The following is a 26769-nucleotide window of genomic DNA, read 5'->3' as shown; positions in this document are numbered from 1 at the left end:
CCGTCTACTTCGTAAGCGACTTTTAAATCTTATCATGTTTCCAACTCTGTTGTCAACATGTTTTTTTATTTTTTTGTTTTGATGAAGCTGCGAAAGCTGATGTCCCGCAGCGACATGTATTAATATAACACCTATATTATTATTGGTCAACAATAAAAATGCATTTTTTTAAAAGTTTTTTGATACACGATAAAACCGATGATATACCTCGTGCCCTTTTGTCTCCGCTTTGATGACATCGATTACCTTCTTCTCTATCAAATATTCCAATAAAACGCCTAGATCTACTGAATAAAACTTAACTTCCGGATGCTCCATTAGCTCTGCAATCGTCCACGGATCTTCTTTCATTCCCATTATTTCGACCAAATGCTGTGAACCTGCATTTGTCCTCGAATATATAAGAAATTCGCTCGCAAGGAATAAAAGCTCCAATCTTTTTTCGAGCGTTTCCTCACTGCTGATCAATTCTTTATACAGCTTGTAAATTTCAGGTTCCATATGCTTCACTTGGTTCCAGACAGTAACCTCCGGATAAAAGCCCTGTTCTATTATCTCCAAACGGGCCAAATGATGCAGGGAATGAACGATATGATTGTATGCCTCAAGATGATGGCCTTTTTCGAAGAAGCTTTTCCCATCCATGTACCTGCGAATTAACTTCGCGAACTCCATCCCCATCTTTAACTTCCTTCCATAGAAGGGGAACTCCCGGATTTCGGTTTTCAAACGGTCCAGATATTCGTTCCGGTCAAAAAGGACCTTCCCGTTATATATCCAGTCAACCACTTTGCGGTTCGTGCCTAATAGGAGCCATTCTTTCAATTGGTCTTCCTTTACGATATGCAGGGCCGCCTTTTTATCCTGGTATGTGTAGTGTTTTAAAAACACGGCCTCTTCTGCCTCGTCTGCAATTACAAAAAGGATGTAGTCAAACGTATCGGTAATAGGGCTATTATCATCTCTTTTTTCTACTAACAAGATTCCAAGTGTAGATTTTAAACTTGCTCGCTCTTGATAAATCGGGCGAAGGATATCTTCCATCATAAATTCCTCCAAAACCTTTTTTTTAGATTTTCGACAAAACTCTTCAAATTCCTGCTTAGTTCCCTTACCCCAAACCATTTCAATTCAAAAGTAATATGTATCCTTTATTTCTTTTTTGTTCCATCCATTGTTTATGTTATAGTTAAAGTTATATTTTAGGAGGGACAATCCATGGCTAAATATTCTAGCAAAATCAATAAAATACGCACTTTTGCTTTGAGTTTGATTTTCATTGGCTTTATCGTAATGTACCTTGGGCTTTTCTTCAAAACACATCCTGTTGTCATGACGATTTTCATGGGGCTGGGCCTTTTATTCATAATCGCAAGCACAGGGGTTTATTTCTGGATTGGAATGCTTTCTACAAAATCGATCCAGGTTGTCTGCCCTAACTGCAGCAAACCTACAAAAATACTAGGACGTGTAGATATTTGCATGCATTGTGAAGAACCATTGACACTTGACAAAAAGTTGGAAGGCGAAGAATTCAATGAAAAATATAACCGGAAAAGCCTGCATGATTAAGTCGATTAGCTGAATTCCCTTTCACGAAGGCTTTAACAATTGTATCATTTCTTCATAAACATGAAAAAAAGTTCCAACCAAGTGGAGGAACTTTTTTTAATGCGATTCTTTTTTCGCACAATCCATACAGTCGCCGTAGATTTCCATCCGATGGTGACTAACATTGAAACCAGTGACTTGTGCTGCGAAATGCTCGACTTCATCCAATGCAGGATAATCGAAGTCCACAATTTTACCGCAAGTTTGGCAAATTACATGATAATGATTCGTCGTCACAAAATCAAACCTTGCCGAAGAATCCCCATACGTAAGTTCTTTTACCAAACCTACCTCACGGAACACACGCAGGTTGTTATAAACCGTTGCCACACTCATATTCGGAAACTTGCCTTCCAGCGCTTTATATATATCATCAGCGGTAGGGTGGGACATGCAGCTTATCAAATACTCAAGTATCGCATGGCGTTGAGGAGTTATTCTTACACCGGTATCTTTTAAGGATTCCAACGCTTCTTTTAACTGAACTTCAGACACCGTCATCCACCTCTTTTTCTCATTAAGTATGCATTCTTAAATTATAATGTTTATAAATAGTGTACCTTTTATACGTTGAATTTGTCAATAATTCAATGGCTTAACCATTCTTTTTTAGTTTATTCATGAAGACTTGATTCTTTCCCATTTTTGCATTGAACTTAGTATCCCCTAGATAAGTCGATTACGTTGGTGAAGTCTTTTCCAGCTTTCAGGTATTCACGCATATTTTTTTCGAATATGGCAAAGGTCCTTGGTAAATATTCTCCGCTTTTACTTGAAAGATGCGGTGTGACTGTAACATTCTCCATCCTCCAAAACGGATGCCCTTTTCCTAAAGGCTCCGGATCAAATACATCCAAGATGGCATGAGACAATTCCCCGGCATCCAGGGCTTCGATCAGCACTTCATTTTTAATCAGGTCGCCGCGGCCAATATTCACGCTGTAGATTCTTTCATGGCTTTGAAGTGTTCTTTTTGCAGAAGGCCCTTCGTTTCATCCGTACTTGGCAGGACGGATACTATATAATCGGCTCTGTATGGCTTCCAATAAATGATCCAGGTCATACAGGTGATCAATGGATCCCACCGGTTTCCCGCTCCGGTTCACTCCTATCGTCTTCACCCCAAAGGCTTTCCCAAGACCCTCCTATTGCACCTACACCCAATACGAGCATGGTCTTGCCATTCAATTCCCCTACTTCAATCTTTCTATCCCACAATTCTTCCTTTTCATTCTTCATAAGCAGCTTCAATTTCTTTTCATATTGCAAAAGCATCCCTATCGTATACTCGGCCATCGGGATTTTATGTATGCCTCTTGCGTTGGTCACCATAATGCCTCGTTCCTCGATGGCTTTAAATGGCATTAGTTCCATCCCTGCACTCATGACCATGATCCATTTCAAGTTCGCTGCTTTCCCAATGATTTCTTCAGTTAAATCTTCACCATATGTAATTAAGATTTCCGCTTCACGAAGCGGCCCATCTTTCCATCCTTTTTGATAAATGAAGTTCAAATCAGGAAAAGCCTTCATCATTTCCGTTTGGATAACTTCATTCGGAATGACAGTCGAAAGTACTAATCTCCCCCTTTTAATTAACATAAAAAAACACGGGCACTATGTGTCCCGCGCAACTTTCTCTGAGGAGGTATTCCCTTAATAAAGCATATTCGGGTGTCCCCTTTTTGAGTTGGACAAAAGCCTCATCCTTATTAAAAAAGGCTTTATTTTAAAGAATTTAGGTTTAATGCATGTAATTCCGGCAAAACAAAAAAGCCATCCCTTCTGATCAGGACGTCGTCGAAATAGATGTCACCGCCCCCATATTCCGGACGCTGGATCAAGACCATATCCCAATGTATCGATGACCGGTTTCCATTATCCGCTTCATCATAGGCAAGCCCAAGAGCCAAGTGCAGACTCCCGCTTATTTTCTCATCGAACAAAATATCGTCCATAGGTTCCAATATGTATGGATTGATTCCAATAGCGAACTCCCCTATAAACCGGGACCCTTCATCAATATTCAGAATTTGGTTCATTTCAGGGTCACGATTGGAAGTCGCTTTAATGATTTTCCCCTTTTTCAAGTTCAATTCTATGTCACTAAAGGTGATTCCTTCATAGGTTGTGGGTGTGTTGAAGGATATCCTTCCATTAAGACTATCTTTTATGGGTGCCGTAAATACTTCCCCATCCGGTAAATTCTTTTTTCCGGCACATATGACGGCTGGCATGCCTTTGATGGAAAAGGTCAAATCTGTCCTTGGTGAAACGATCCTGACTTTGTCAGTACGTTGCATCAATTGTTTTAACGGCTTCAAAGCCGTCTCCATTTTCCCGTAATCCATTGTGCATACGTTCAAAAGAAAGTCTTCGTACCTATTGAAGGTCATGCCGGCTTTTTGCGCTGCTGCCTTGGTGGGATAATTAAGTAAGACCCAACGTCGGTTGTTTACATAAAAAAGTGTAGGGGAATTCATGGCCTCCCCTTGAAGACGGTGCCTCTCGATAGGAACATCAGTCATTTCCGCATTGTTTTCTTCCCCAGTGATGATGATGACCGCATCGATATCCGTATATTTCTTCAAGGCCCATTGTGAAGCTGTGTCAAGCTGCTCCTTCACATTCCCTAGTAACAGGTGGCGGCTTATCTCATCGTCCTCGAGTTCCACATATGGATAAGCACCCACTCTGTATATTTCATCAATCAACTCTTTCAATAATGGTTTCGTGTTGATATGCCCCCGTATGAGGATTCTCTCTTTAGGCTGTAATTGTATCGAATGATGAACCAGCCTCGCTGCAAGCTTCGTTATCCTCTCATCCTTCATCTGCCTATCCCTTATTTTTCGAGTTCGCGAAGAGTTTCAAGCGCTTCTTCGACGTGGCCTTTAACCTTTACTTTTCGCCATTCTTTGACTACATTTCCAGCCTTATCAATCAGGAAAGTTGAACGTTCAATGCCCATATACTCCTTGCCGAAGTTCTTTTTCAATTGCCAAACATCAAAGATTTTAGCCGCTTCATGATTTTCGTCAGCCAGCAGCAGAAAAGGCAATCCATGTTTTTCGATGAATTTTTCATGACGTGCCGCTGGATCTGGGCTGATACCAAGGATGACCGCGTTCAATTCCTCGAATTGCTCATTATGGTCCCGGAAATCACAGGCCTCCGTCGTGCAACCTGGCGTCATGTCTTTTGGGTAAAAATATAAAACAATGTTTTTCCCCTTAAAATCCGATAGGGAAACCATTTCACCATTGTTTGCAGGGAGTTTGAAATCAGGTGCTTTTTCGCCAATTTTAACAGTCATATTGAACCCTCCATTTCTTTCATTATGGTAAGAGTACCCAATAATCGAAAGAAACACAACTTTCATTTATCCTTCCTATCTTTCTGCTCCAAATCGATCACCGTACGAATCACGAACGCTGCCGGCAGTGTATACCCAATGAAGGCCTGAATGGTAGCTATCATCCTTCCCATGCCAATTGGGGCTATATCTCCATACCCTACAGAAAACATCGTCATCGCACTAAAATAAAAAGAAGTCTTCAATTGCTCATAGAAAGTCCCATCCAACCGATTGCCCATATCAAGAATCACCGAATGATTCTGAAGCTCGTATAATAAATAAATCAGTGCAAATCCAACTAATATCGTCGCATATAAATTGCCAAGCCACAGCATATCCTCAAGAGAAAATTTCTTTCCTCCCGACTCAACAAGAAATAACGTACGAATGCTCATCACCATGCAAAAAATGATCCCTGCAATCAAGATGTAGAAAGTCATCCCCCACGCCCCATTTCAAAACGCCACTTCCTCTATACATACTCCCTGTCCAAACAATATATTCTTTTTAGGAATCAGCCTTATCACCGACAAACGCATTAAACGGAAACTTTCCCTAATCCTTTTTCCATGTTGACCCTTTTGGTCGGATATGTTAAGATTGTCTAAATTTTTATAATAGTTTTTATTTTATAAATCTTTGACCTGCAAACAGTTAACAAGGCAGGTTTTGCAAAATTTCATATGTGGAAATAGGTTCCTAATTTTCATTAGGATTAAAAGGGAAGTCCGGTGTAATTCCGGCACGGTCCCGCCACTGTAATGGGAATGTTAGCGTCTTTCGATATGCCACTGATCAACGGATCGGGAAGGCCAGCCGCTAATGATATTCCCTAAGTCAGGAGACCTGCCTATTTCGACAACACTGTTTTAACCTACGGGAGATAGGGAGGTGTTAGGGACCTTATAATTGTAAGGGGCATTTTGCATGCCTCTTTATTTTAAGCATTTCTAACTTTCTTTTTTGACGGTTAGGAATGCTTTTTTTTATTGTTCGATCAATTGAATGTAGGAGGATGGGAATTTTGAAGAGCAGCAGTTTGGGTTACCCTCGAATCGGGGAAGATCGTGAATGGAAACGTACATTGGAAGCATACTGGTCAGGTAAAATCGATGAAGCGGAATTTACGTCACAACTAAAGGCAATCCGTATAGGCAACTTACAAAAACAGCAGCAACGGGGCATTGATATCATCCCTGTCAACGACTTCACTTTCTATGATCAAATGCTCGATATGTCCGTCATGTTCGGTCTTGTTCCTGAACGTTATTCAGCTTATGAAGGCGGAAGTGTTCCCCTTTCCGTTTATTATTCAATGGCCCGGGGAAACAATGAAGTCGCTTCAGAAATGACGAAATGGTTCAATACAAACTATCACTATATTGTCCCTGAATTAAAACTGGCACAGCTTACTTTAACAGAAAATAAACCACTTACAGCATATCGGGAAGCCAAGGAAAAGCTAGGGATCGAAACGAAGCCCGTTTTGATCGGACCTTATACTTTCCTCTCCCTTTCAAAAGGCTTCAATAAACAGGAAATCCCTGCCATCATCCTGAGACTGCTTCCCCTATACACGCAAATCCTGCGGGAGTTGGAGCAAGAAGGCGTGAAGTGGGTTCAAATGGACGAACCTTCCCTTGTTTCATCCATTTCCAAAGATGATATGCAAACCGTTACTTACCTCTATGAAAAACTGAATGAAGCAGCACCAAACCTGAACATCATGCTACAAACATACTTTGATGCCGTGGAACACTATCAAGAAGTCATCGAATTAAAAGTCCAAGGAATCGGTCTTGATTTTGTACATGATAAAGGGAGGAATTTAAGTAATCTTGAGGCGTTCGGCTTCCCTAAGGACAAAGTGCTTGCAGCGGGTGTGATTGACGGAAAAAACATTTGGCTATCCGATTTATCCAAAAAAATCGAATTGATCGAGACACTTAAGAAACAGGTAGCCGAGGACCAAATCTGGCTACAGCCCTCTTGCTCCCTGCTTCATGTCCCGGTGACCGTTCGTAATGAAACCGCCCTTTCAAAAGAAGTGAAAGAGGCCCTTGCTTTCGCTGATGAGAAACTTGAGGAAATCGCACTTTTGGTCAAAGGGAATAATCAAGGCATTGAAGCAATCGCCGAAAAAGTCGATGCCAATAAATTTACGATTCAAACGTTGGCCAATTCAAATGTCCGAAATCACGGGTCTGTACAATCCAATGTAGAAAAGGTTAAAAACAGGACCGCCGGCCGTCAGCTTCCATTTAAAGACCGTTACCAAAAACAACGGGAATTTTTCAAATTGCCTTTTCTCCCTTCGACTACGATCGGCAGCTTTCCGCAGACATTTGAAGTTAAACAAGCACGCGGGAAATTCAATAGAGGTGAATGGACAGCCAAGCAATATGAAACATTCGTTAACGAAGAAATCGGCAGGTGGATCGAAATCCAAGAAGAAATCGGTTTGGATGTTCTCGTTCATGGGGAATTCGAACGGACGGATATGGTTGAATACTTCGGTCATAAATTAGGCGGATTCGTCTTTTTAGAAAAGGGTTGGGTTCAGTCCTATGGATCCCGCTGCGTGAAACCGCCAGTCATCTACGGCGACATCCATTTCATCGAACCGATGACAGTCAAGGAAAGTGTATACGCACAATCACTGACGAAGAAGACGGTGAAGGGAATGCTGACAGGTCCTGTTACGATTTTGAACTGGTCTTTCGTCCGTGATGATATTTCCAGGGAGAATGTTTGCTTTCAGCTGGCGCTCGCTTTAGAAAAAGAAGTCATTGCCTTGGAATCTGCTGGAATTAAAATGATTCAGGTTGATGAGCCTGCACTTAGAGAAGGTCTGCCATTGAAAAAAAGCGATCGCGACGAGTATTTGAACTGGGCAGTGAATTCATTCTTGATATCCACATCTAGCGTGGAGGATACAACCCAAATTCACACGCATATGTGCTATTGCGACTTCAACAGTTTCATGGATGTCATCTCCTCCCTCGATGCCGATGTAATTTCCATCGAAACATCCCGCAGTCATGGGGAGCTCGCTTCCGCATTCGAGGAAAAAACATATGAAAAAGGCATTGGTCTGGGGGTGTATGATATTCACAGCCCGCGTGTGCCGGCAGTGGAAGAAATGGTCGATATGATTGAACGGGGCATCAAGGTATTGGATAAAGACCAGTTTTGGATCAATCCCGACTGCGGCCTGAAAACAAGGGGTATCCCGGAAACCGTCGCTTCCCTGAAAAACATGGTCGAAGCAGCAAAAGTCGTCCGTAAAAACCTTTTAGTAAACCAGCAGGCAAATGATTGAAAAGAACGCTGCCCATCCAACACAGCAGTCACGGACTTTTTTAACCGACCTTGTTTTTCCACCGGATACAAATCATCATAATACCATCTTTGGCGGAAAAGTAATGGCCTATGTTGATAAAATAGCTTGCATTTCCGCTATGCGACATTGTCGAAAACCCGTTGTGACTGCTTCAAGCGACTCTTTTGATTTTTTGGCCCCCATCAAAACAGGGGACGCGATCAACCTTGAAGCTTATGTCACCTGTGCTCATCGCACATCAATGGAGGTATACGTGAAAGTGGAGCGAGAGAACCTATTAACAGGGGAAAAACAGCTTACGGCACGCGCTTTTTTAACGATGCTTGCCATTGATGAAGACGGTAAGCCGACAAACGTACCTCAGGTCATTCCGGAGACGGAAGAGGAAAAACAGCAATATGTTCAAGCCCAAGCAAGATATATCGAAAGAAAGAAAAAACGGAACTAAACAAAAACCCCTTCAACATGAATGCTGTTGAAGGGGTTCTTTCAGTTCCCTGCCCCGCGGTACCTCTTCACTCCCTGATTCCATATGAAAACGGATATCACGAAAAAGGCAACTCCAATTACAGGTGTGGCAAATGCATATGCATACCACTCTTCTTTTCTTAGGAAATAAGATGCCGGATAGACACCGACAAACGCGAATGGCAGCACCCATGTAAGGACAAAACGGATGACCTTATTATAAATATCAACAGGATAGCGCCCGTAGTTCCCGATATTGTACATCATTGGCATGATGGATGTTTTCGCATCCGACCAGAACCCAATGCTTGCTATCGCAACGAATATGGCTGCATAGGCAAGTGCCCCGCCTATTGCAAAAATGATGAAAAGTATCGGGTCATACCACGCAAGCTGAAGATCCAATGAAATCGCCGAATAGAATATAATGATCAAACCGGTCACAACACCAAATAACGCTTCAAGCTCGATTCTTTCTAAAATGACTTGAAACAGGCTATGTATCGGTCTTGTTAATATCCGGTCCATTTCACCTTTGACGATATAGCGGTCATTAAAATCCCAGATGTTGAAAAAGGCCGAAAAAAGGGCGAAAGGGATAAGGAAGAATCCATAAATGAATATGATTTCTTCACGGCTCCAGCCGCTTAAAAATTGCGTATGTCCGAAAACGACCAAGATAAATACCAGATTCACGACCTGATTCAGCAGATCTGATAGGATTTCCATGAAGAAATCGGCTCTATATTGCAGTCTTGTCTTCATATATTGACTCACATATTGAAAAAACATCGATACATAAAACATCCCGTCAACCTCCTTGAATAATCAGCTGTTTTTTTGCGACTATCCATAAAAGCTGAATCGGTATTATGAGAATGATGCACCAAATTAACTGCTGTAAAAGCGCCATGCCAATTTCGCCTGAACTGTAACCGTTCGTAAAAATCATGCTTGGTACATAGCTGATCCCTTGAAAGGGTAAATATTTCATCACTTCCTGCGCCCATATAGGATAGAAACTGATGGGCAGCAGCAGACCGGAAAATAAATCAATGATAACCCTTTTAGCGCGGATTAATCCGGCATTATTATATAAGAAAAAGGTAGTGATTCCCGTCAATAAATTAATTTGTGTATTGATGATGAAACTGAACAGCAAGGAAATGCCGAAGATCCCCCATACAGCCGGATCGCGCGGCAATTCAATAGGAAAAATGAAAGCTACCAGCAGCATTCCTGGAATCGAGAAGAAAAAGAAACGGAATATCCCTTCCCCAAGTCCTTGCATCGTTTTCATGCCTAAATAGTTATAAGGCCGGATCATCTCAATGGCAACCTTGCCGTCTTTAATCTCAGTGGCGATTTCGCGGTCAATATTATTGAAATAAAAAGCGCGCGCCATCCATGCAACCGCAACATAGGTTGTCATCTGCATGCTTGAAAGTCCTTCGATGGAGCTTTTTTCTCCATATATCGCATTCCATAAGAAATAATAAGCACCGATATTAATGCTATAAATTAAAATGCCGGTATAATAATCCGTTCGATACGCAAGCATCATCAAAAAACGCATGCGGATCATGGCAAGATACTTCCCCATGGCCCTCCCCCTTCTTGATAGACACGTTGTTTCTTAATGATAAGAGAGTCAGACAGTGCCTTCTTCGTAAATATTGCGAACAATTTCTTCAATGGACGTTTCATGAATTTTGATGTCCTTTATTTTAAAATGAGATACGACAGCTGAAACAAGCTGTGAAATATGATCACTTTCTTCTTTCAACAAGGCAATGTATGTTTGATTTTTCTCATCATGAACCCAGTTAGCGGTAAATGGGAGCGGTAATGATTGTAATTCCTTCAATGCGATTGGCTCGATGAATTGAAAATGGATCTGTTTTTCCTCAGCCCAGTTATCTTTCAAACTCTGCAATTCCCCATCATAGATGATTTGCCCTTCATCAAGCATGATTACACGCTCACATAATGCTTCAATGTCCCCTAAATCATGGGTGGTCAAAAGGATTGTCGTATTATATTTCTCATTGATTTCTTTCAGGAACTCACGAATCTTCATTTTCACGAGCACATCAAGTCCAATTGTCGGCTCATCCAGGAACAGCAAAGGCGGATTGTGGATCAAGGCTGCCGCAAGCTCGCAGCGCATTCGCTGACCAAGCGAGAGTTTACGCACTGGTTTGTCCAGCAAAGGACCGATATCAAGCGTCTTGATGACATGTTCCATATGATCGTTATATTGTTCATCCGTTACCTTATAGACCTTTTTTAACAGCCTAAACGATTCTTGAACCGCAATATCCCACCAAAGCTGTGAGCGCTGACCGAATACGACTCCGATAGTCTGAGTGAACTTTTCCCTCTCTTTATGTGGATTCATGCCATTGACCGTGATTTCGCCTGCTGTCGGCTCCAAAATACCTGTCAGCATTTTGATCGTGGTCGATTTCCCTGCTCCATTTTCCCCGATATAAGCTACCATCTCACCCTTTTTTACAGTAAAATTGATATCATTGACGGCAGGGACGACCTTATAATTTCTGGTAAGTAAATCCCGGAAGGCACCCTTTAGCCCTGAACGGCTTGATGCCGACTTAAATTCCTTCCGAAGCTGTTTCACTTGAATTGCATCACTCATCCTGTTACATCCTCCGTAATCTCTTGTCCTAATGAATTAGTTTATCCAAACCAACCTTTTTAGACAATAAAAATGCTTGGATGTCATCTACCATTTTCAGGGAGGGAATGGCCGTTGTACCAGATACATATATAAAGGAGACGAGTATGCTATGAATATCAAAAAATTATTACTATCCCAAATTGAAAAGGTCGTTTTCGACCTTCGATATGACTTCCTTTATGAAGAAGAGTACGGTGAATTATTATGCCAGGTCATCCAAAGGGATTCCAGCGGTTCGATCGAAAGCACCCCCATCAGTTTCCACCTTCGCATTAATGAAGAGAAAGGAACCGGGCAGCTGATCTATTACCAAGCCCAGGGCGAAATGAACCGCCAATCCTTCGACATCGAAAATCCTGACACCATCTTGGCCGTCCTTACTTTCATAGCAGGAGTTTTGGGATCCCCCAAAAAAAATGTTGGCCCAAAATCCTGATTCTTCTGGGGGTGATGCGTTTCCACCAGGGTACGAATCACATTTCCTAGCCTTCCACCCCAGATTTCCAGAGAGAAAAGTGCTATGATTAAGGGGAAATATGTTTATATTTATAGGAGGTTTTAAGATTGGATTTTAGAAATTCGGAGCTTTTACATAAAGAGGCATTGGAACATATCGTTGGCGGGGTTAACAGCCCATCCCGTTCTTACAAAGCTGTAGGCGGCGGTTCGCCAGTTGCGATGGATCATGCCAAAGGGGCTTATTTCTGGGATGTTGATGGCAATAAATATATCGATTATTTAGCTGCATATGGCCCGATCATCACAGGGCATGCGCATCCACATATTACGGAGGCTATCGTTAAAGCAGCGGAATCCGGCGTTTTATACGGCACTCCGACAAAACATGAAGTCAAATTTGCCAAAATGCTGAAAGAAGCCATACCATCCATGGATAAAGTCCGCTTCACCAATTCAGGCACCGAATCAGTCATGTCCACCATCCGTGTTGCCCGCGCTTACACAGGGCGCGATAAGATCATCAAGTTTGCAGGCTGTTACCATGGACACTCCGACCTTGTTCTCGTCGCTGCAGGCTCCGGCCCGTCCACTCTAGGTACTCCGGACTCTGCAGGCGTTCCAAAAAGCATTGCACAAGAAGTCATAACGGTACCTTTCAATGATATCGGTTCATTTAAAGAAGCACTTGATAAATGGGGCAATGAAATTGCAGGCGTGTTGGTAGAACCGATCGTCGGCAACTTTGGAATCGTGGAACCAAGTCCTGGCTTCCTGGAAGAAGTCATTTCATTATCTCATGAAGCCGGATCACTCGTCATTTTCGACGAGGTCATCACAGCGTTCCGATTTATGTATGGAGGGGCACAGGACTACTTGGGAATTCAACCCGATTTGACCGCGCTTGGAAAAATCATCGGGGGCGGGCTTCCCATTGGTGCTTATGGCGGTAAAAAAGAGATCATGGATTCTGTCGCACCTCTGGGACCAGCCTACCAAGCTGGTACGATGGCAGGAAATCCGGCTTCCATGCTTTCCGGGATAGCTTGCTTAGAGGTACTTAAAGAAGAAGGGCTTTACGAAGAACTTGACCGCCTGGGGAAAATCCTTGAAGAAGGTATCCTGAAAGCGGCTGGCCAATATAATGTTCCGATCACCATCAACCGCCTTAAAGGGGCATTGACGATTTATTTCACGACTGAAAAAATTGAAAACTATGAGCAGGCGGAAAATACGGATGGCGAAATGTTCGCCAAGTTCTTCAAACTCATGCTCAATCAGGGAATCAATTTGGCACCGTCCAAATACGAAGCCTGGTTCTTGACAATCGCTCACACGGATGATGATATCGCTTATACTCTAAAAGCGGTTGAACATGCATTCAAAAACCTAATATAATAAATCGAATCAGCATAATTATGCATTTTTTATACACCCTTAGGATGTACATCTATCTTGAGGGTTTCTTATTTCCCTGTAATAAATCTTTAATATTAGCATTTGAAGCCAATCCTCACAAAAATCCCATCAATCACAGCATCCATCCCATTGTATAAAAAATTGATTTCTGAATATTTAAATGATATGATATGGATACATTTATATACATTTATACACTTTCTTTCAATCTATCAAAACTTGGACTATTGTTCGGGTTTACTAATATTTCCCCCATTAAACATATGCTACAGGAGGTGAAAGGCAGAGAATAAGGGTAACCTTATTCAAGCCACAAATATGGCCCAACAATGGACACCTGCTACATTCAAAGAATTTCACAAGGAAGAGCATGATGCCTGCGGAATCGTTTCCTGCATCGAAAAAAAGAAGATCCCTACTAACGAAAACATCTTTGCCTGTATCGACGCACTGGTTAAAATGAACCATCGCTGCGGCTTCATCAATGGTGAGGGTGATGGCGCCGGCATCCATATCGATATTCCCCGGGCTCTTTGGAAAAAGAAACTTGAAGCGGCAAATGTCGATTCAGGCATCGTCGATCAAGATACCTTCATAGTCGGCCACTTATTTCTAAGCAAAAAAACAGAAGCGAACGACTTAAAGGTCGAAGTTAAGGAGAAACTGCTCCAACATGGTCTCTCATTGATATTCGAAACGGATAAAGCCTACCGTTCCGAGGCATTGGGACCGATTGCCATTCAAGAAGACCCAGTGTTCTGGCAATTTGCCTGTTCCTCAACCATCAATAACAACCAGGAGCTTTCAAATGTTCTTTTTGAGCTGACTTCCGACATCGAAAAAAGCGATTTCATCCATGTTGCCTCTTTAAGCCAGCATCATGCGGTATACAAAGTGATGGGTGCGGGGGATACGCTCCCTGCCTATTATCTTGATCTTGCCGATCCTTTGGCTGCCTCCACCATGACACTGGGACATAATCGTTTTTCAACCAATACTCTATCAAGCTTCTTCCGGGTCCAGCCTTTCAGCGTGCTTGGTCATAATGGCGAAATCAATACCATCGCCAAATTGCGTGATGAAGCGAAAATGATCGGAGTTCCCATCGCTAAAGATGGAAGCGACTCTCAGGATTTAAACAAGACGATCGAAACTTTCATCTGCCGTCATGGCTATTCTTTATTCGAAGCTGTCGATCTTATGTTTCCGCCAATCATCAATGAAATCAAGGAATATCCCGAGCACTTACAAGACTTATATACGTATTTAAGGGAAGCATGGGGTCATTTTGCACAAGGTCCGGCAGGCATCATCTCCCGTTTCGGCGATGAAGCCGTATTCTCTGTCGACTCTCTAGGCTTGCGCCCGCTTTGGAATATTGAAACGGAAACATCCTATATGTTCACTTCCGAACCTGGAATCATCCCTTCCAGTGAATATACCGGAGATCCGAAACCGATGGGTCCAGGGGAAAAAATCGGATTGAAATGGAACGGCGACCGAATTGAATTGTACACATACAAGGATTACCAGGATAAAGTGTTTGAACTATTCAATGATCGTTTCGTCCTTTCCAATGACCGAATCCGCTTACAGCCACAGGTTTTTGAAAAGGTTGTCTCCATGACAAACACGCAAGCCATTCATAATGGTCAGTATAAAGCCTTTGGGTGGGAAAGGGAGCATGTCCAATTAGTGGAACAGATGGCCGAAAAAGGCGCTGAGCCAATTCGTTCACTTGGTCATGATGCGCCGCTGGCAGCACTTAATCCCCAACGGACCAACATTGCTGATTTCATCAAGGAAAGCGTGGCCGTTGTAACCAACCCGGCGATTGACCGGGACCGGGAAACCGAGCACTTCTCAACAAGGACGATCATAGGAAAGCGCCCTTCCCTATTCGAAGCGAATAAGGCAGGAAAGGTGACGGAGCTGCTGACTCCCTTATTGATCGAAGGATCAACGGGTTATGAGTGCTCATCCATCGTATCGCAGCCAAGCTATGACCAGTTCATTAAATATAACCAAGATCAAAAACTCGTGCACATCATTTCAAGCACATTCAAAGAGGATGAAAACATCACGGATGCCCTGACCAGGATTACGGATGAAAGTGTCAATGCTGTGGATGAAGGAAAAACGCTGCTCGTTCTGGATGATGCCCTTGCCCATCAAAACGGCAACCTTTGGCTTGATCCACACCTGGTCACTTCAGCCGTCGACCAAGCGTTGGTCCGTACAGGCAAGCGTCGTGATTGTTCCATCCTTTTACGTTCAGCATCGCTAAGGTCACTGCATGATATCATCGTTTCTTATGGTCTTGGGGCAAACTTAATCAGCCCCTATTATATGTTCCTTTCCTTATCTTCAGATGACCATAAGGGGGTTACCAATCTATATAACTCCTTGACGAAAGGGCTTGAGAAGGTCATCTCCACCATTGGCATTCATGAATTGCGCGGCTATGGAAGACTTTTCTCAAGCATCGGTTTACATGAGGAAATCGCGAAATATCTAAATGTGGCTAATTTCTTCGGATCCAATGATCTTGACTATAATTTTGATAAAATCAAGGCAGATGCCATCCAGCGTGCAGTGGATTACGGCAATGAAAAAGAACGGATGGGGAAAACCTTCCATCTATTCCCTAGAATCTGGAAATCCATCGGGGAAGTTGCTTCAACAGGTGACTATGATGCTTATCGCGAAAAGATCACTGAACAGGAAGAATCCAATCCGACGACGATCCGCCACTTGACATCATTAAAAACTTCAGAAGCTTCCGTCCCTTCTGAAGAAGTCAGCCTTTCGGTCGGTGAACAGGAATTGCCGTTCGTCATAGCCTCCATGTCCTTTGGATCACAAAATGAGATTGCTTTCCGGGCCTATGCAGAAGCTGCCGAGAGGCTAGGCATGATCAGCATGAATGGCGAAGGCGGGGAAATAAAGGATATGCTGGGCAAGTACCCGAAATCCCGCGGACAGCAAATAGCTTCCGGACGTTTCGGTGTCAATGCAGAACTCCTGAACTCTTCAAATCTATTGGAAATTAAAATTGGTCAAGGGGCAAAACCCGGTGAAGGCGGTCACCTTCCCGGTTCCAAGGTCACAGCGAAAATCGCAGAAGCCCGAAATGCTACAATCGGTTCCGACTTGATCTCCCCTTCCAATAACCATGATATATACTCAATTGAAGATTTGGCCCAGATGATCCATGAGCTAAAAACGGCAAATGACAAGGCAAAAGTTGCCGTCAAAGTACCAGTTGTTCCAAACATCGGTACGATTGCTGTCGGCGTCGCAAAAGCAGGGGCCGATATCATAACGCTTTCCGGTTTTGATGGCGGAACGGGTGCTGCCAGAATCCATGCTCTCTCACATGTAGGCCTGCCAGTTGAGATAGGTGTGAAAGCGGCCCATAATGCACTGCTTGAATCAGGTATCCGGCAGAACGTTGAAATTTGGGCTGACGGTGGGTTAAAAAGCTCGATGGATGTTTTGAAGGTAATGCTGCTTGGGGCAAATCGTGTAGGCTTTGGGACCCTTTCGATGATTGCAGTCGGCTGCACAACGTGCCGCGGATGTCACCTTGATACTTGCCATGTGGGCATCGCCACCCAAATTGAATCGGAAGCTCAGGCGAAAGAACACGGGCTGCGCCGTTTTGTTCCACGTAAATTTGATTTAGCCGTACAGGGGTTAACGAATATGTTCAGTGCATTTGCAAAAGAACTCAAATCTTTGACCGGATCACTTGGGGTGAAGAATCTTCAGGATATCGTCGGGCGTTCTGATTTGCTGCAGCAAGTTAAAGGTCAACAATCATTGGATTTAACCTATTTATTAAAAAATCTGGATATAACACCGTTCTCGCATAAGGAAGCGGCGGCATATTTGAATGAAGGCTCCATGCAGGTAGCCGTTGGCGCAGAATATCTTGATTCACATGTAGATGAACTGCAGCAATCCCGCAGCTATAGCTCGATTACATCCGAGCAGCGTGTACTCGGCAGCAGGGTCTCCTGTCACCGCGTTAGGGGCAGATTGGATGGTTCATACAAAAAACTTCCTCCCGTTCACCTATCCTACCAGGATGGTTCCATTCCGGGTAATGGACTTGGGGCATACAATACAGAAGGAATTTCAATCAGCGTAAATGGCGGTGCCCAGGATGGTATCGGTAAAACATCGATTGGCGGTAACATTGCCATCTTTAAATCTCCAGGAAAAGATGGGAAGTTCTACAATGGCTCTGTCGGTAAGGGCTTTGGTTACGGTGCACAGCATGGTCTCCTAATTGCCCAGGGTGATGCCGATGCCAGGGCGGGAATCCGGCTTTCCGGAGCGGATATGATCATTGGCGGATTATTGAAACAACCGCTTCCTAAAAAGGAACACGGGAATATAGCGGTAACATCCAATATTAAGGGATTCGCTTTTGAATACATGACAAATGGAAGAGGTTTAGTTCTAGGTGATCCCGGTCCATGGATTTGCGCAGGGATGACAGGGGGTGTCGTTTATTTACGGCAACAGCCTGAATCTGGATTAACCAAAGAGGTCATTAAGAAACGGGTTGCGAAAGGGGCAAAGATTTCCATTGAGTCCCTATCTGCAAAAGGCCTGCAGGATGTGGCTGAACTCCTTGGCAAATACACGGCCCTCTTGAAAGACCATGGCCAAACCGAAGAAGCGGCCTCTTTAGAGACACTGCTTCAGAATTCTGGAGAGCATTTCCTTCAGGTCGTTCCAGTTAAAGAACAGGCGGATCCTGCTGTATCCACGGAGTGATGCCGAAAATGTATATTAAAAAAGGCTGATGCTCTTCATTTCGAGCATCAGCCTTTTCTCGGTCATATACCTCTGGGATCATCTTCAAACGATTGAAAAACAATGCTGAAAGCAATCAAGAAATTGCCTAACGTTTCTTTATATATTAAACTTGATTTTAACTATTGTATCTCTTAGGAAAATCCTGTATATTACTTTTTGTTTACATCATCTTATTTTAGTGTAAAGTACTAACAAATAAGTTAGAATACAACTTTAAGCAAAGGCCTATATATTAATAGAGCCTTTTCTTGCCAGACCCATTACAACACAAAGAAAGGATTAACCCATATATGAAGTTTGGTGCCCGCATTCTCAAAACAGGAATAGCAATTGTTTTAGCGCTTTACCTATCGGAACTGCTTAACCTTCCTGCTCCTGTCCTTTCTGGGATTGCTGCAATTTTTGCAATACAGCCGACCATTTACCGTTCATATCAAACGGTATTGGAGCAAATTCAAGGAAATATCATTGGCGCATTGGTTGCTGTCTCCTTCGTTTTGTTGTTCGGAAATGATATTTTTATTATCGGTCTTGCCGTAATGGTTGTCATAACCATCAATTTAAAACTGAAAATGGATAAAACGATTGTCCTTTCCATCGTGACGGTCATTGCCATCATGGAAAGCCAGGACGGGGAATTCCTTAATTTTGCCTTTATTCGTCTCTCATCCGTTTTGCTTGGAATCGTTTCTTCGTTTATCGTGAATCTTGTTTTCATTCCTCCAAAGTACGAAGCAAAGCTTTATACACGCATTACAGATGTAACGGAAGACATCTTGAAATGGATCAGAATCAGCACAAGACATGCTACAGAACACACTTTATTGAAAAAGGACATCAGCCGGTTGAAGGCGGAGTTACTCGATTTGGAACATATCTATTCCATGTACAAAGAGGAACGGGAATATTTCAAGAAGAACAGTGTTGCTAAAGCAAGAAAGCTTGTCGTTTATCGGCAAATGATCATAACGACGAAAAAAGCGTTTGAAACCTTGAAGAGAATCCATAAATTCGAGAATGAAGTATATCAAATGCCTGAAGATTTCCAACGGAGCATCTTACAGCAGCTTGATTCATTGATCCGCAAGCATGAGCAGTTGATATTACTGCATATCGAAAAAATCAAGTCAATCGAGGAGATTGAAGATTGGGACCAGGATTGTTTAAGTCGTAAAGAGCTGCTCGCCCATTTTTTCGAACAGCAGAATCAAGTGGACGAAATGCATGATAACCTAGGCCACCTCTCTGCCCGCCTTGTACCATTGATTTCTGCAGTCATAGAATATGACGAACAATTGGAACACCTTGAAAAGCTGATCGTCAGCTTCCAGTCGTTCCATAAGGAAGATAACGAAATATCTGTCCAGTACGAAGAAGATTAAAAAAGACGGTTCCCGGGAACCGTCTTTTTTTCGTCTCTATTTAGAGCAGCACTCATTCAATCATCCAAAAGGTTCTTATCAGCAGCCTTTTCAATCGTATCCAATTTATTCACAAGATCCTGCAGCTCATCTTCCGAGAATGAATTGAAGTTCTTGCCCATCAATTTGTTATGATCCGCAAGGACTCTCCCCAAAATCGCTTCCCCAGCCTCTTTCAATTCAAGGTTGATGACCCTGCGATCCTTATCAGAGGGCTGCCGTTTCACATAATCCATTTCGACCAGCTTATCTACAAATACTGTAATCGCACTTGGCTTTACGGTTAAGAAGTCAGCCAGCTGGGTCGATTTAATCGATCCCTCTTTTTTCAATATCAATAAAATGAAAAACTGAGGCGATGTTAATCCATAAGGCTGAAGATTTTTTGCTACGATGGCCCTAAGCTTCTTCCTAATCCGAAAAATCTGCATCTCTATACTATTAGTTACTTCCCATTTAAATTCCAGCCTTCTCACTCCTTATATAGGACAATCCTACCTCTTAAATTTAATTAAATGGCATTCCAATGTCAACTTTACTTTCCATATATCCTTAAAACTAAAAAAAATTCAAATTTTTACTATTTCACTGTATTTATTTCCCACCATTTTTCCGAATAAATTACATGACAAAAAATAATTAAACTGGTAAACTCTTTACTTAATAATATTAATACTTATAAAAATTAATATTTATTAAAATTAATAAATAAACATTAGAATAGGAGGTTATTTCATTTCTAGCTAATGAACGTAAATAAAAAAAGGAACACATCATCAATATATTTTTGGAGGCGAAACAAGTGAATAGAGGACGTTTAGTTTTAATCAATGTCATTGGTTTGGTTATTATAATAGCGGCATTGGCCGGTGGGGCTTATTACTATTATGAAAGCACGAATTTCATTAAAACGGATGAAGCGAAAGTGTCAGGTGAGCTATATACCATCGTTGCCCCCGCTGCCGGTAAACTAGCAGATTGGGACTTACACGAAGGAGACAGTGTAAGTAAGGATGACAAAGTTGCCAATGTATCCACCTTAGACGGTAAAGAAGCGGTAAAAACCGCAGCACAAGGTACGATCGTTAAAACACAAGTGCATGATGAGCAGCTTGTTCAAGCAGGACAAACGCTAGCTCAAACCATCAATATGGAAGATTTGTCCATAACGGCTAATATTGAAGAAAATAAATTGAAGGATATCGAAAAAGGTGACAGCGTCGATATTATCATCGATGGAGATCCCGATACGGTCTTTGAAGGTACATTGGAACAGATCGGTTATGCTACAACGTCTGTCTTTTCAGTGATGGGCAATCAAAACAGCAGCGGGAACTATACGAAAGTCACTCAAAAAGTACCAGTGAAAATTTCCATCAAAGCACCATCCGATAAAGTTCTGCCTGGAATGAACGCAGAAGTGAAAATTTCGACTAAATAAACCTGCTACACCGTTATACAGAAAGGAGGCTTTTCTTTACATGGCTTCTCAAACCATCACAGTAAATGAAAACAAGGGAATGAAACAGTTTGCCCCCATGTTAATTATCCTAATGCTAGGTTTGTTCATGGTCATTTTGAATCAAACCCTGCTTAGTGTCGCCATGCCTAGGATGATGGCAGAATTCAATGTAGCTGCGACTACGATTCAATGGTTATCAACTGGATTCATGCTCGTGAATGGAGCCTTGATCCCACTTTCCGCTTTTTTAATAGAACGGTTTGGCACGCGCATTTTATTCCTGGCTGCCATGTTTCTATTCACCGTCGGGACATTCATCTGCGGCATCGCACCAAATTTCCCCGTCATCCTTACAGGCCGGCTGATTCAGGCCGCTGGCGGCGGAATCCTGCAGCCTTTGGTCATGACGATCATTCTTTTCATCTTCCCTCCGGAAATGCGCGGGAAAGGGATGGGGATCTTTGGACTTGCCATTATGTTTGCCCCTGCAATCGGCCCGACTTTATCAGGTTGGGTCATTCAGGAATATAGCTGGCGGGTCATGTTCTACGCAATGGTGCCATTAGGCATGATCGTCATGACACTCGCCTTTTTAAGTATGCGTAATGTAGCGGAACCAAGGAAAATCAAATTGGATTTGCTGGGTGCCTCTCTATCCTTGCTAGGTGTTGCATCATTACTATACGGTGTCAGTGAAGCAGGTTCCAAAAGCTGGACGGATCCAATTGTTCTGGGAACGATCATCATTGGGCTGATCCTTTTGACGCTTTTTGTGGTTCAACAGCTAAAATCGGAAACACCTATGCTCGACTTCCGTGTATTTAAGTATGACATGTTCGTATTATCCAATATCATTTCTGCAATCGTCACAGTGGCCATGTTTACCGGGATATTCTTATTGCCTATATATTTACAGACTTTAAGAGGCTTCACACCAGTTCAATCCGGCCTGTTGATGCTACCCGGAGCCCTTGTGATGATGGTGATGTCACCCATTTCAGGAGCATTATTTGACAAAATCGGACCTCGTCCATTAGCACTAATTGGGTTGGCGATCACTGCCGTCACAACCTTCGAATTCGCTAAATTGACTACGGAAACAACCTATTCGACTTTGGTCATCATCTATGCCATCCGCGCACTTGGAATGTCTTTACTGATGATGCCGATCATGACTGCTGGGATGAATCAGCTACCTAAGCATTTGAATACACATGGTACGGCAATGAGCAATACGCTGAAACAAGTGACCGGAGCCATTGGTACGAGCTTCGTGACGACCATTTATACAACCCGTGCTTCTTTCCATGGAACTGCTTTAGGAACGGAAATGAGTACGAGTGATCCCGGTTTTGTTCAGAATTTCCAGACTATCGTTCAATCCATCATGACTTCGATGAATCAAACTAGTGAACAGGCACAGGAAACTGCCATGTCGCTGATTTCTTCTCAAATCCAGGGTCAAGCAAATGTGATGGGAATCAATGATGCATTCTTTTGGGCATCAGGCTTCGCAATTGCAGGCATCGTTCTCTCATTATTTTTGCGCGACGTTCGGAAGGATAAAGCAATGAAACAAGCTAAACAAGAACCTTTGGATGTACCCTTGCTTCCTTCGCCAGTAAAAAAATCGGTTTAATTAAATGGAGGAATTAAAATGAAGATCTATGTTGTTTACGACAGTGAAGGTAACCATACGAAAGCACTTGCCGAATCAATAGCTCAAGGAGCCGCTGCGGTTCCTGGGGCTGAGGTTCTCATTGACCATGTAAACGAGGCGGATGTTTATAAGCTTCAGGAAATGGATGCGATCATTTGGGGCTGTCCCGGTCATTTTGGAACCATCAGTTCGAGTTTGAAAACATGGATCGATAAACTTGGGTATCTATGGGCGGAAGGTGCGCTGATCAATAAAGTGGGTGCTGTGTTCTGTACCACGGCCACCGTACATGGCGGACTCGAGGCTACCATGCTGAACTTAATCACCCCTATGCTTCATCAAGGCATGATCATTGTCGGCTTGCCCGGCACTGTCCCGGAAAATGCCTTATATGGTTCCTACTATGGAGTAGGGATAAGCTGTCCGCCCGGTGTGGATGACAATATCACCAAAAATGACTTGAAGCTTGGAGAAGCATTAGGAAAACGGGTAGCCCATGTCACCCGTTCATTCATAAACGGGCTCTAGGAGGCTTGATTCAATGGGCATAATTCTAATTATCATCGTTGCCATATTAGCGGTTACGGGCTTGATCACCTTCAATATCAAAGCCTTATCACCTGAAGGTAAGCCGCCTGCAGTCGAGGAAGAGAATTCGTCGGAAGAGTCCGCTTTCCCGACTGCAGATGATTCCATTACCGAAATCATTTCCCCCACAGACAATGATGAATTGAAAATGAAAGATCAGGATTATCGTTTGGCTCTTTCCAAGCTTCATAAACAAAAACCAAATGATGAGCCAACTGCAGAAAAAAAGCCTGATATTCGCAAAATGAAAGACAAGGAATACCGTGGTACATTGGAGGACTTCCGACAGAATGGCGATTAAAACACCCCCCCATTAGGCTAATTTGCCATTTGGGGGTTTTGTTTTATATGCCATTGAATGGATCTTCTCCTACCTCTGCGGCCACCCTTAACTTAGTGATCGACGTGCAGTCTTTAACTTTATTTTCTGGTTGACAAATATTCACAAAGACTTTAAGCTAAGGTAATGCAACGCATACAATTTGTTAAACTCAGCTTTTGTTGAGAGACGGAATTTTAAAAGGATTTCCTTTTTTCGTTCGTCACTTGCCTTTTTGGCAGGTGGCGATTTTTATTTTTATAGGGGTGAAAAATATGCAACTTTTGAAGTATTCCATAATGGTCTTAATCGGTTCGATTTCATATGGCACTTTATCCACCATGATGAAGTTTGGATTCATGGATGGCCATTCTTCTGGAGAACTGGTCGGCAGTCAATATCTTGTCGGTTGGCTGATTGTCTCCGTTATATTTCTCTTTTCGTTTAAATATAAAGTTTCATGGAAGAGTTCCGGATTACTTTTAATCACGGGCATGATGTCCACTTTCGTCGGAAAGGCATATGCCGTTTCCGTATCCGAGCTTCCCGCTTCGATTGCCGTAGTCTTTTTATTTCAATTTACCTGGATAGGCGTCCTTATTGAAAGCTTCTTAAATAAAAGACGCCCGGATAAAAATAAACTCATTGCCATTTTCGTTCTTTTCATCGGTACATTATTGGCAGGGGCAATCTTCGGTCAGCCTCTATCTGGCCTAAGCCTAAAAGGCGTATTGTTCGGACTATTGTCTGCATTGCTTTTTGCGCTGTATATGTACTGCAACTCTCAATTCGCTGTTGGGGAATCTTCCATGAAACGGCTGTTTTTCATTGCAACGGGGGGTATGCTGACTGCTGTATTCACAACTAACCCCGTCACACTTGTAACGAATCTTGTCCAAACGAACCTATGGTACTACGGTCTGCTGCTCGGCACATTGGGTGTTTTAGTTCCTTTCTTTTTCTTTGCTGTCAGTTTACCGAAAGTGGGGGTCGGGCTTGGAACAATTCTTTGTGCTGCGGAACTGCCTTCAGCGATGGTCGTTTCCGTCATCTTCTTGAATGAACAGGTAACGTCACTGCAATGGTTCGGGATGTGCTTGATCATCGTCGGCATCGCCTTGCCTGAGGGAATAAAGCATCTGCCGCATTTCCTTCCTGGAAAAAAAACGCTGCATGAAAAAAGGATTTCATAACGTGCATGCACAAGTTCGTATCAGAATAAAAAAGAAGGCCATTCCTTTAGCGGAATGGCCTTCTTTTTTATCTTGTATTCCTTAAGAATCCAATTGTTGTACTTGAAATAGGTTGTAGTAATGCCCTTGCTTTTTCATAAGTTCTTCGTGTGTTCCCATTTCCGTAATTTCCCCATTATCGATATGAATGATCCGATCGGCATGGGTGATGGTTGATAACCGATGGGCGACGATGATCGTGGTCCGGTTTTTCGCCAAAATATCCAGCGCCTCCTGGATAAAGTGTTCACTTTCCAAATCCAATGCGGAGGTGGCTTCATCGAGAACAAGGATTGGCGGGTTTTTCAAAAATACCCTCGCAATGGCCACCCGTTGCTTTTGGCCCCCGGATAATTTAACTCCCCGCTCCCCGACTTTCGTTTCATATCCTTCTTTTAGACCCATGATGAAGTCATGGGCATTCGCCGCCTTTGCCGCTTCAAATACTTCTTCATCACTTGCATCAGGTCGTCCCATAAGGATGTTGGCCTTAACCGATTCACTAAATAAGATATTATCCTGTAGTACCATTCCTATTTTATCTCTTAGGCTGCGGACTTGATATTTACGGATATCCATCCCATCCAATAATACCCTTCCCTCCGTCACATCATAGAAACGGGAAATCAAACTGACGATCGAGGATTTCCCGCCGCCGCTCATACCGACAAGTGCAATGGTTTCCCCTGGTTTAACATCCAAGTTTATATGTTTCAAAACAGGTGCCTCTTTCTCGTCATAAGCAAACGATACATCCTGAAAGGTTATTCGGCCATCCACATGCTTCAGCTCTTTCGCCCCTGGTTCATCATCGATATCATACTTCTCATCCACAAACTCAAAAACCCTGTCCATGGACGCCAATGTCTGGGTCATTGTCGTCGAAGAGTTAACTAAACGTCTGAGGGGATTATATAGCCGGTCAATGAAACCGACGAAAGCAACCATGGTACCCAGTGACAATTGTTCATGAATGACCTGATAACCGGCAAATCCTATCACGAGCAAGGGGGCAATATCCGTGATCGTATTCACGACAGCAAATGACTTGGCATTCCAGCTCGTATGCTTTAGGGCTTTATCGAGGAAATTCTTGTTCTGCTTTGCAAACAATTCCTGTTCCCTGTCTTCTATCGCAAAGCTTTTGATGACTGACATCCCTGAAACCCGTTCATGAAGGTGACTCTGTACATCCGCTAAGGCTTGGGACCGAATCCTTGTATACGTTCTCAGCTTGCCAAAGAAATGCTTAATCGAAAATGCGTAAAATGGAAGCATGATGATGGATACAATGGTTAATTTCACATCCATCGTAAACATGATGACTATCACTATGATGATCGTTGCGATATCGAGCCAAAGGTTCATTAAACCCGTGATGACAAAGTTCTTTGTTTGTTCCACGTCCGTGATCATTCTTGAAATGACCTCGCCCACCCTTGTATTGGAATAATATTTAAAACTCAGTTTCTGTATATGGGTAAATAAATCATTACGAATATCATATAAGATTTTCGTTCCGGTCCATTGAGCGAAATATTGTCGGTAATACTCAATCGGCGGTCTAACTGCAACAAAAATGAATATCATGATGGCCATCGCCCAGATAAGGCGTTCGGACTTCACGGCTTTGGACAGATCATCGTTTCCGATAATGTCATCCACTATATACTTACTGAGCAATGGAAGCAAAAGCGGAATCGCGAACTTTAACAGTCCAATCAGTACCGTTCCGATTATCTGCCATTTATATGGTTTGACGAATTGCAAATATCTCTTAATGCTCCCCACGGAATTCCTCCTTTTCTTAATCAATAAATCCAAATGCTAAAAAAGCCCATTACGGTCATTTGGGAATCTTATATGCACTATTCAATTATATTTTCCTTTTCGGTAAT

Annotated in this window: 25 protein-coding genes and 1 riboswitch; of the genes, 12 read left to right on the top strand and 13 right to left on the bottom strand. The window is 42.8% G+C overall.

Annotation, left to right across the window (positions count from 1 at the left end; all coding sequences use genetic code 11):
- Nucleotides 1-168: 168 nt before the first annotated feature.
- Nucleotides 169-1044, bottom strand: coding sequence for a nucleotidyltransferase-like protein (locus OTG27_RS13765; protein ID WP_034305324.1), 876 nt, complete (start codon nucleotides 1042-1044; stop codon nucleotides 169-171).
- A 174-nt stretch (nucleotides 1045-1218) separates the two neighbouring features.
- Between OTG27_RS13765 and OTG27_RS13760 the strand changes: the two genes are divergently transcribed.
- Nucleotides 1219-1572 (top strand): YgzB family protein, encoded by a 354-nt coding sequence (locus tag OTG27_RS13760; protein WP_034305326.1) that lies wholly within the window; start codon nucleotides 1219-1221, stop codon nucleotides 1570-1572.
- A gap of 96 nt (nucleotides 1573-1668) precedes the next feature.
- Here OTG27_RS13760 and perR read toward each other — a convergent pair whose 3' ends face one another.
- From perR to OTG27_RS13725, 7 genes are all read right to left on the bottom strand, one after another.
- Nucleotides 1669-2112 (bottom strand): peroxide-responsive transcriptional repressor PerR, encoded by a 444-nt coding sequence (gene perR, locus OTG27_RS13755; RefSeq protein WP_268937228.1) that lies wholly within the window; start codon nucleotides 2110-2112, stop codon nucleotides 1669-1671.
- A gap of 155 nt (nucleotides 2113-2267) precedes the next feature.
- On the bottom strand, nucleotides 2268-2549 hold the full coding sequence (locus tag OTG27_RS13750; protein WP_268937227.1) for an NAD(P)-dependent oxidoreductase: 282 nt from the start codon (nucleotides 2547-2549) through the stop codon (nucleotides 2268-2270).
- Nucleotides 2546-2686: an NAD(P)-dependent oxidoreductase gene (locus OTG27_RS13745; RefSeq protein WP_268937226.1), complete on the bottom strand. Its 141-nt coding sequence runs from the start codon at nucleotides 2684-2686 to the stop codon at nucleotides 2546-2548. The genes OTG27_RS13750 and OTG27_RS13745 overlap by 4 nt, the downstream gene beginning before the upstream one ends.
- On the bottom strand, nucleotides 2683-3213 hold the full coding sequence (locus tag OTG27_RS13740; RefSeq protein WP_268937225.1) for a Rossmann-fold NAD(P)-binding domain-containing protein: 531 nt from the start codon (nucleotides 3211-3213) through the stop codon (nucleotides 2683-2685). The genes OTG27_RS13745 and OTG27_RS13740 overlap by 4 nt, the downstream gene beginning before the upstream one ends.
- A gap of 122 nt (nucleotides 3214-3335) precedes the next feature.
- Complete coding sequence (locus tag OTG27_RS13735; protein ID WP_268937223.1) at nucleotides 3336-4445, bottom strand: aminopeptidase; 1110 nt, start codon at nucleotides 4443-4445, stop codon at nucleotides 3336-3338.
- Nucleotides 4446-4456: 11 nt separating this feature from the next.
- Nucleotides 4457-4927, bottom strand: a complete 471-nt coding sequence (gene bcp / locus OTG27_RS13730; RefSeq protein ID WP_063577854.1) for a thioredoxin-dependent thiol peroxidase — start codon at nucleotides 4925-4927, stop codon at nucleotides 4457-4459.
- 62 nt (nucleotides 4928-4989) lie between these two features.
- Complete coding sequence (locus tag OTG27_RS13725) at nucleotides 4990-5409, bottom strand: potassium channel family protein (protein ID WP_034305333.1); 420 nt, start codon at nucleotides 5407-5409, stop codon at nucleotides 4990-4992.
- A 236-nt stretch (nucleotides 5410-5645) separates the two neighbouring features.
- Nucleotides 5646-5837, top strand: a riboswitch (cobalamin riboswitch).
- A gap of 147 nt (nucleotides 5838-5984) precedes the next feature.
- Here OTG27_RS13725 and metE point away from each other — a divergent pair.
- Complete coding sequence (gene metE, locus OTG27_RS13720; RefSeq protein ID WP_268937222.1) at nucleotides 5985-8291, top strand: 5-methyltetrahydropteroyltriglutamate--homocysteine S-methyltransferase; 2307 nt, start codon at nucleotides 5985-5987, stop codon at nucleotides 8289-8291.
- Nucleotides 8284-8760 (top strand): acyl-CoA thioesterase, encoded by a 477-nt coding sequence (locus OTG27_RS13715; RefSeq protein ID WP_106028011.1) that lies wholly within the window; start codon nucleotides 8284-8286, stop codon nucleotides 8758-8760. Before metE ends, OTG27_RS13715 begins: the two co-directional genes overlap by 8 nt.
- A 41-nt stretch (nucleotides 8761-8801) precedes the next feature.
- Here the strand turns inward: OTG27_RS13715 and OTG27_RS13710 are convergent, their stop codons facing one another.
- The 3 genes from OTG27_RS13710 to OTG27_RS13700 are packed head-to-tail and all read right to left on the bottom strand — an operon-like array spanning nucleotide 8802 to nucleotide 11439.
- Nucleotides 8802-9587, bottom strand: coding sequence for an ABC transporter permease (locus tag OTG27_RS13710; protein WP_053533803.1), 786 nt, complete (start codon nucleotides 9585-9587; stop codon nucleotides 8802-8804).
- A gap of 4 nt (nucleotides 9588-9591) precedes the next feature.
- Nucleotides 9592-10383 (bottom strand): ABC transporter permease, encoded by a 792-nt coding sequence (locus OTG27_RS13705; RefSeq protein ID WP_057278729.1) that lies wholly within the window; start codon nucleotides 10381-10383, stop codon nucleotides 9592-9594.
- A gap of 48 nt (nucleotides 10384-10431) precedes the next feature.
- Entirely contained in the window at nucleotides 10432-11439 is a 1008-nt protein-coding gene (locus OTG27_RS13700; RefSeq protein ID WP_063577335.1) for an ABC transporter ATP-binding protein, read from the bottom strand.
- A 151-nt stretch (nucleotides 11440-11590) separates the two neighbouring features.
- Between OTG27_RS13700 and OTG27_RS13695 the strand changes: the two genes are divergently transcribed.
- The 4 genes from OTG27_RS13695 to OTG27_RS13680 all read left to right on the top strand — a co-directional run bounded on the left by OTG27_RS13695 (nucleotide 11591) and on the right by OTG27_RS13680 (nucleotide 19571).
- Nucleotides 11591-11917, top strand: coding sequence for a hypothetical protein (locus OTG27_RS13695; RefSeq protein ID WP_268937221.1), 327 nt, complete (start codon nucleotides 11591-11593; stop codon nucleotides 11915-11917).
- A 128-nt stretch (nucleotides 11918-12045) separates the two neighbouring features.
- Nucleotides 12046-13335, top strand: a complete 1290-nt coding sequence (locus OTG27_RS13690) for a glutamate-1-semialdehyde 2,1-aminomutase (protein WP_063592104.1) — start codon at nucleotides 12046-12048, stop codon at nucleotides 13333-13335.
- 339 nt (nucleotides 13336-13674) lie between these two features.
- On the top strand, nucleotides 13675-18147 hold the full coding sequence (locus tag OTG27_RS13685; protein WP_268937220.1) for a glutamate synthase-related protein: 4473 nt from the start codon (nucleotides 13675-13677) through the stop codon (nucleotides 18145-18147).
- Between the two features lie 332 nt (nucleotides 18148-18479).
- Entirely contained in the window at nucleotides 18480-19571 is a 1092-nt protein-coding gene (locus tag OTG27_RS13680) for an FUSC family protein (protein ID WP_034305350.1), read from the top strand.
- A 56-nt stretch (nucleotides 19572-19627) separates the two neighbouring features.
- On the opposite strand, the gene OTG27_RS13675 is transcribed toward OTG27_RS13680, so the two are convergent.
- A complete protein-coding gene (locus OTG27_RS13675; RefSeq protein ID WP_141489652.1) occupies nucleotides 19628-20086 on the bottom strand; it encodes a MarR family winged helix-turn-helix transcriptional regulator in 459 nt (152 codons plus the stop codon).
- 326 nt (nucleotides 20087-20412) lie between these two features.
- On the opposite strand from OTG27_RS13675, the gene OTG27_RS13670 reads away from it, so the two are divergent.
- The 5 genes from OTG27_RS13670 (at nucleotide 20413) to OTG27_RS13650 (ending at nucleotide 24832) form a co-directional block, all read left to right on the top strand.
- Nucleotides 20413-21051 carry a biotin/lipoyl-containing protein gene (locus OTG27_RS13670; RefSeq protein WP_268937219.1) on the top strand — a complete coding sequence of 213 codons (639 nt, stop codon included), beginning with the start codon at nucleotides 20413-20415 and terminating at the stop codon, nucleotides 21049-21051.
- A 55-nt stretch (nucleotides 21052-21106) separates the two neighbouring features.
- Complete coding sequence (locus OTG27_RS13665; protein ID WP_374941261.1) at nucleotides 21107-22711, top strand: DHA2 family efflux MFS transporter permease subunit; 1605 nt, start codon at nucleotides 21107-21109, stop codon at nucleotides 22709-22711.
- An 18-nt stretch (nucleotides 22712-22729) separates the two neighbouring features.
- Complete coding sequence (locus OTG27_RS13660; RefSeq protein WP_034305357.1) at nucleotides 22730-23260, top strand: NAD(P)H-dependent oxidoreductase; 531 nt, start codon at nucleotides 22730-22732, stop codon at nucleotides 23258-23260.
- A 13-nt stretch (nucleotides 23261-23273) separates the two neighbouring features.
- The gene (locus OTG27_RS13655; RefSeq protein WP_063592107.1) at nucleotides 23274-23621 is read left to right on the top strand and encodes a hypothetical protein; all 348 of its coding nucleotides are present in this window, start codon (nucleotides 23274-23276) and stop codon (nucleotides 23619-23621) included.
- Nucleotides 23622-23914: 293 nt separating this feature from the next.
- Nucleotides 23915-24832, top strand: coding sequence for an EamA family transporter (locus OTG27_RS13650; protein WP_268937217.1), 918 nt, complete (start codon nucleotides 23915-23917; stop codon nucleotides 24830-24832).
- Nucleotides 24833-24913: 81 nt separating this feature from the next.
- Here OTG27_RS13650 and OTG27_RS13645 read toward each other — a convergent pair whose 3' ends face one another.
- The gene (locus OTG27_RS13645; protein ID WP_268937216.1) at nucleotides 24914-26662 is read right to left on the bottom strand and encodes an ABC transporter ATP-binding protein; all 1749 of its coding nucleotides are present in this window, start codon (nucleotides 26660-26662) and stop codon (nucleotides 24914-24916) included.
- Nucleotides 26663-26769: the final 107 nt, after the last annotated feature.

The sequence above is a fragment of the Peribacillus sp. AS_2 genome, assembly GCF_026891895.1.
Lineage (GTDB): Bacteria > Bacillota > Bacilli > Bacillales > DSM-1321 > Peribacillus > Peribacillus frigoritolerans.
The sequence above is the reverse complement of the archived record's forward strand: the minus strand, read 5'-3'. Positions and strand labels throughout refer to the sequence as shown.

Coding starts and splice junctions, on each gene's coding strand:
- OTG27_RS13765 (WP_034305324.1), bottom strand. CDS start 1,044: ATGGAAGATATCCTTCGCCCGATTTATCAAGAGCGAGCAAGTTTAAAA.
- OTG27_RS13760 (WP_034305326.1), top strand. CDS start 1,219: ATGGCTAAATATTCTAGCAAAATCAATAAAATACGCACTTTTGCTTTG.
- perR (WP_268937228.1), bottom strand. CDS start 2,112: ATGACGGTGTCTGAAGTTCAGTTAAAAGAAGCGTTGGAATCCTTAAAA.
- OTG27_RS13740 (WP_268937225.1), bottom strand. CDS start 3,213: ATGTTAATTAAAAGGGGGAGATTAGTACTTTCGACTGTCATTCCGAAT.
- OTG27_RS13735 (WP_268937223.1), bottom strand. CDS start 4,445: ATGAAGGATGAGAGGATAACGAAGCTTGCAGCGAGGCTGGTTCATCAT.
- bcp (WP_063577854.1), bottom strand. CDS start 4,927: ATGACTGTTAAAATTGGCGAAAAAGCACCTGATTTCAAACTCCCTGCA.
- OTG27_RS13725 (WP_034305333.1), bottom strand. CDS start 5,409: ATGACTTTCTACATCTTGATTGCAGGGATCATTTTTTGCATGGTGATG.
- metE (WP_268937222.1), top strand. CDS start 5,985: ATGGGAATTTTGAAGAGCAGCAGTTTGGGTTACCCTCGAATCGGGGAA.
- OTG27_RS13715 (WP_106028011.1), top strand. CDS start 8,284: ATGATTGAAAAGAACGCTGCCCATCCAACACAGCAGTCACGGACTTTT.
- OTG27_RS13710 (WP_053533803.1), bottom strand. CDS start 9,587: ATGTTTTATGTATCGATGTTTTTTCAATATGTGAGTCAATATATGAAG.
- OTG27_RS13705 (WP_057278729.1), bottom strand. CDS start 10,383: ATGGGGAAGTATCTTGCCATGATCCGCATGCGTTTTTTGATGATGCTT.
- OTG27_RS13700 (WP_063577335.1), bottom strand. CDS start 11,439: ATGAGTGATGCAATTCAAGTGAAACAGCTTCGGAAGGAATTTAAGTCG.
- OTG27_RS13695 (WP_268937221.1), top strand. CDS start 11,591: ATGAATATCAAAAAATTATTACTATCCCAAATTGAAAAGGTCGTTTTC.
- OTG27_RS13685 (WP_268937220.1), top strand. CDS start 13,675: ATGGCCCAACAATGGACACCTGCTACATTCAAAGAATTTCACAAGGAA.
- OTG27_RS13680 (WP_034305350.1), top strand. CDS start 18,480: ATGAAGTTTGGTGCCCGCATTCTCAAAACAGGAATAGCAATTGTTTTA.
- OTG27_RS13660 (WP_034305357.1), top strand. CDS start 22,730: ATGAAGATCTATGTTGTTTACGACAGTGAAGGTAACCATACGAAAGCA.
- OTG27_RS13655 (WP_063592107.1), top strand. CDS start 23,274: ATGGGCATAATTCTAATTATCATCGTTGCCATATTAGCGGTTACGGGC.
- OTG27_RS13650 (WP_268937217.1), top strand. CDS start 23,915: ATGCAACTTTTGAAGTATTCCATAATGGTCTTAATCGGTTCGATTTCA.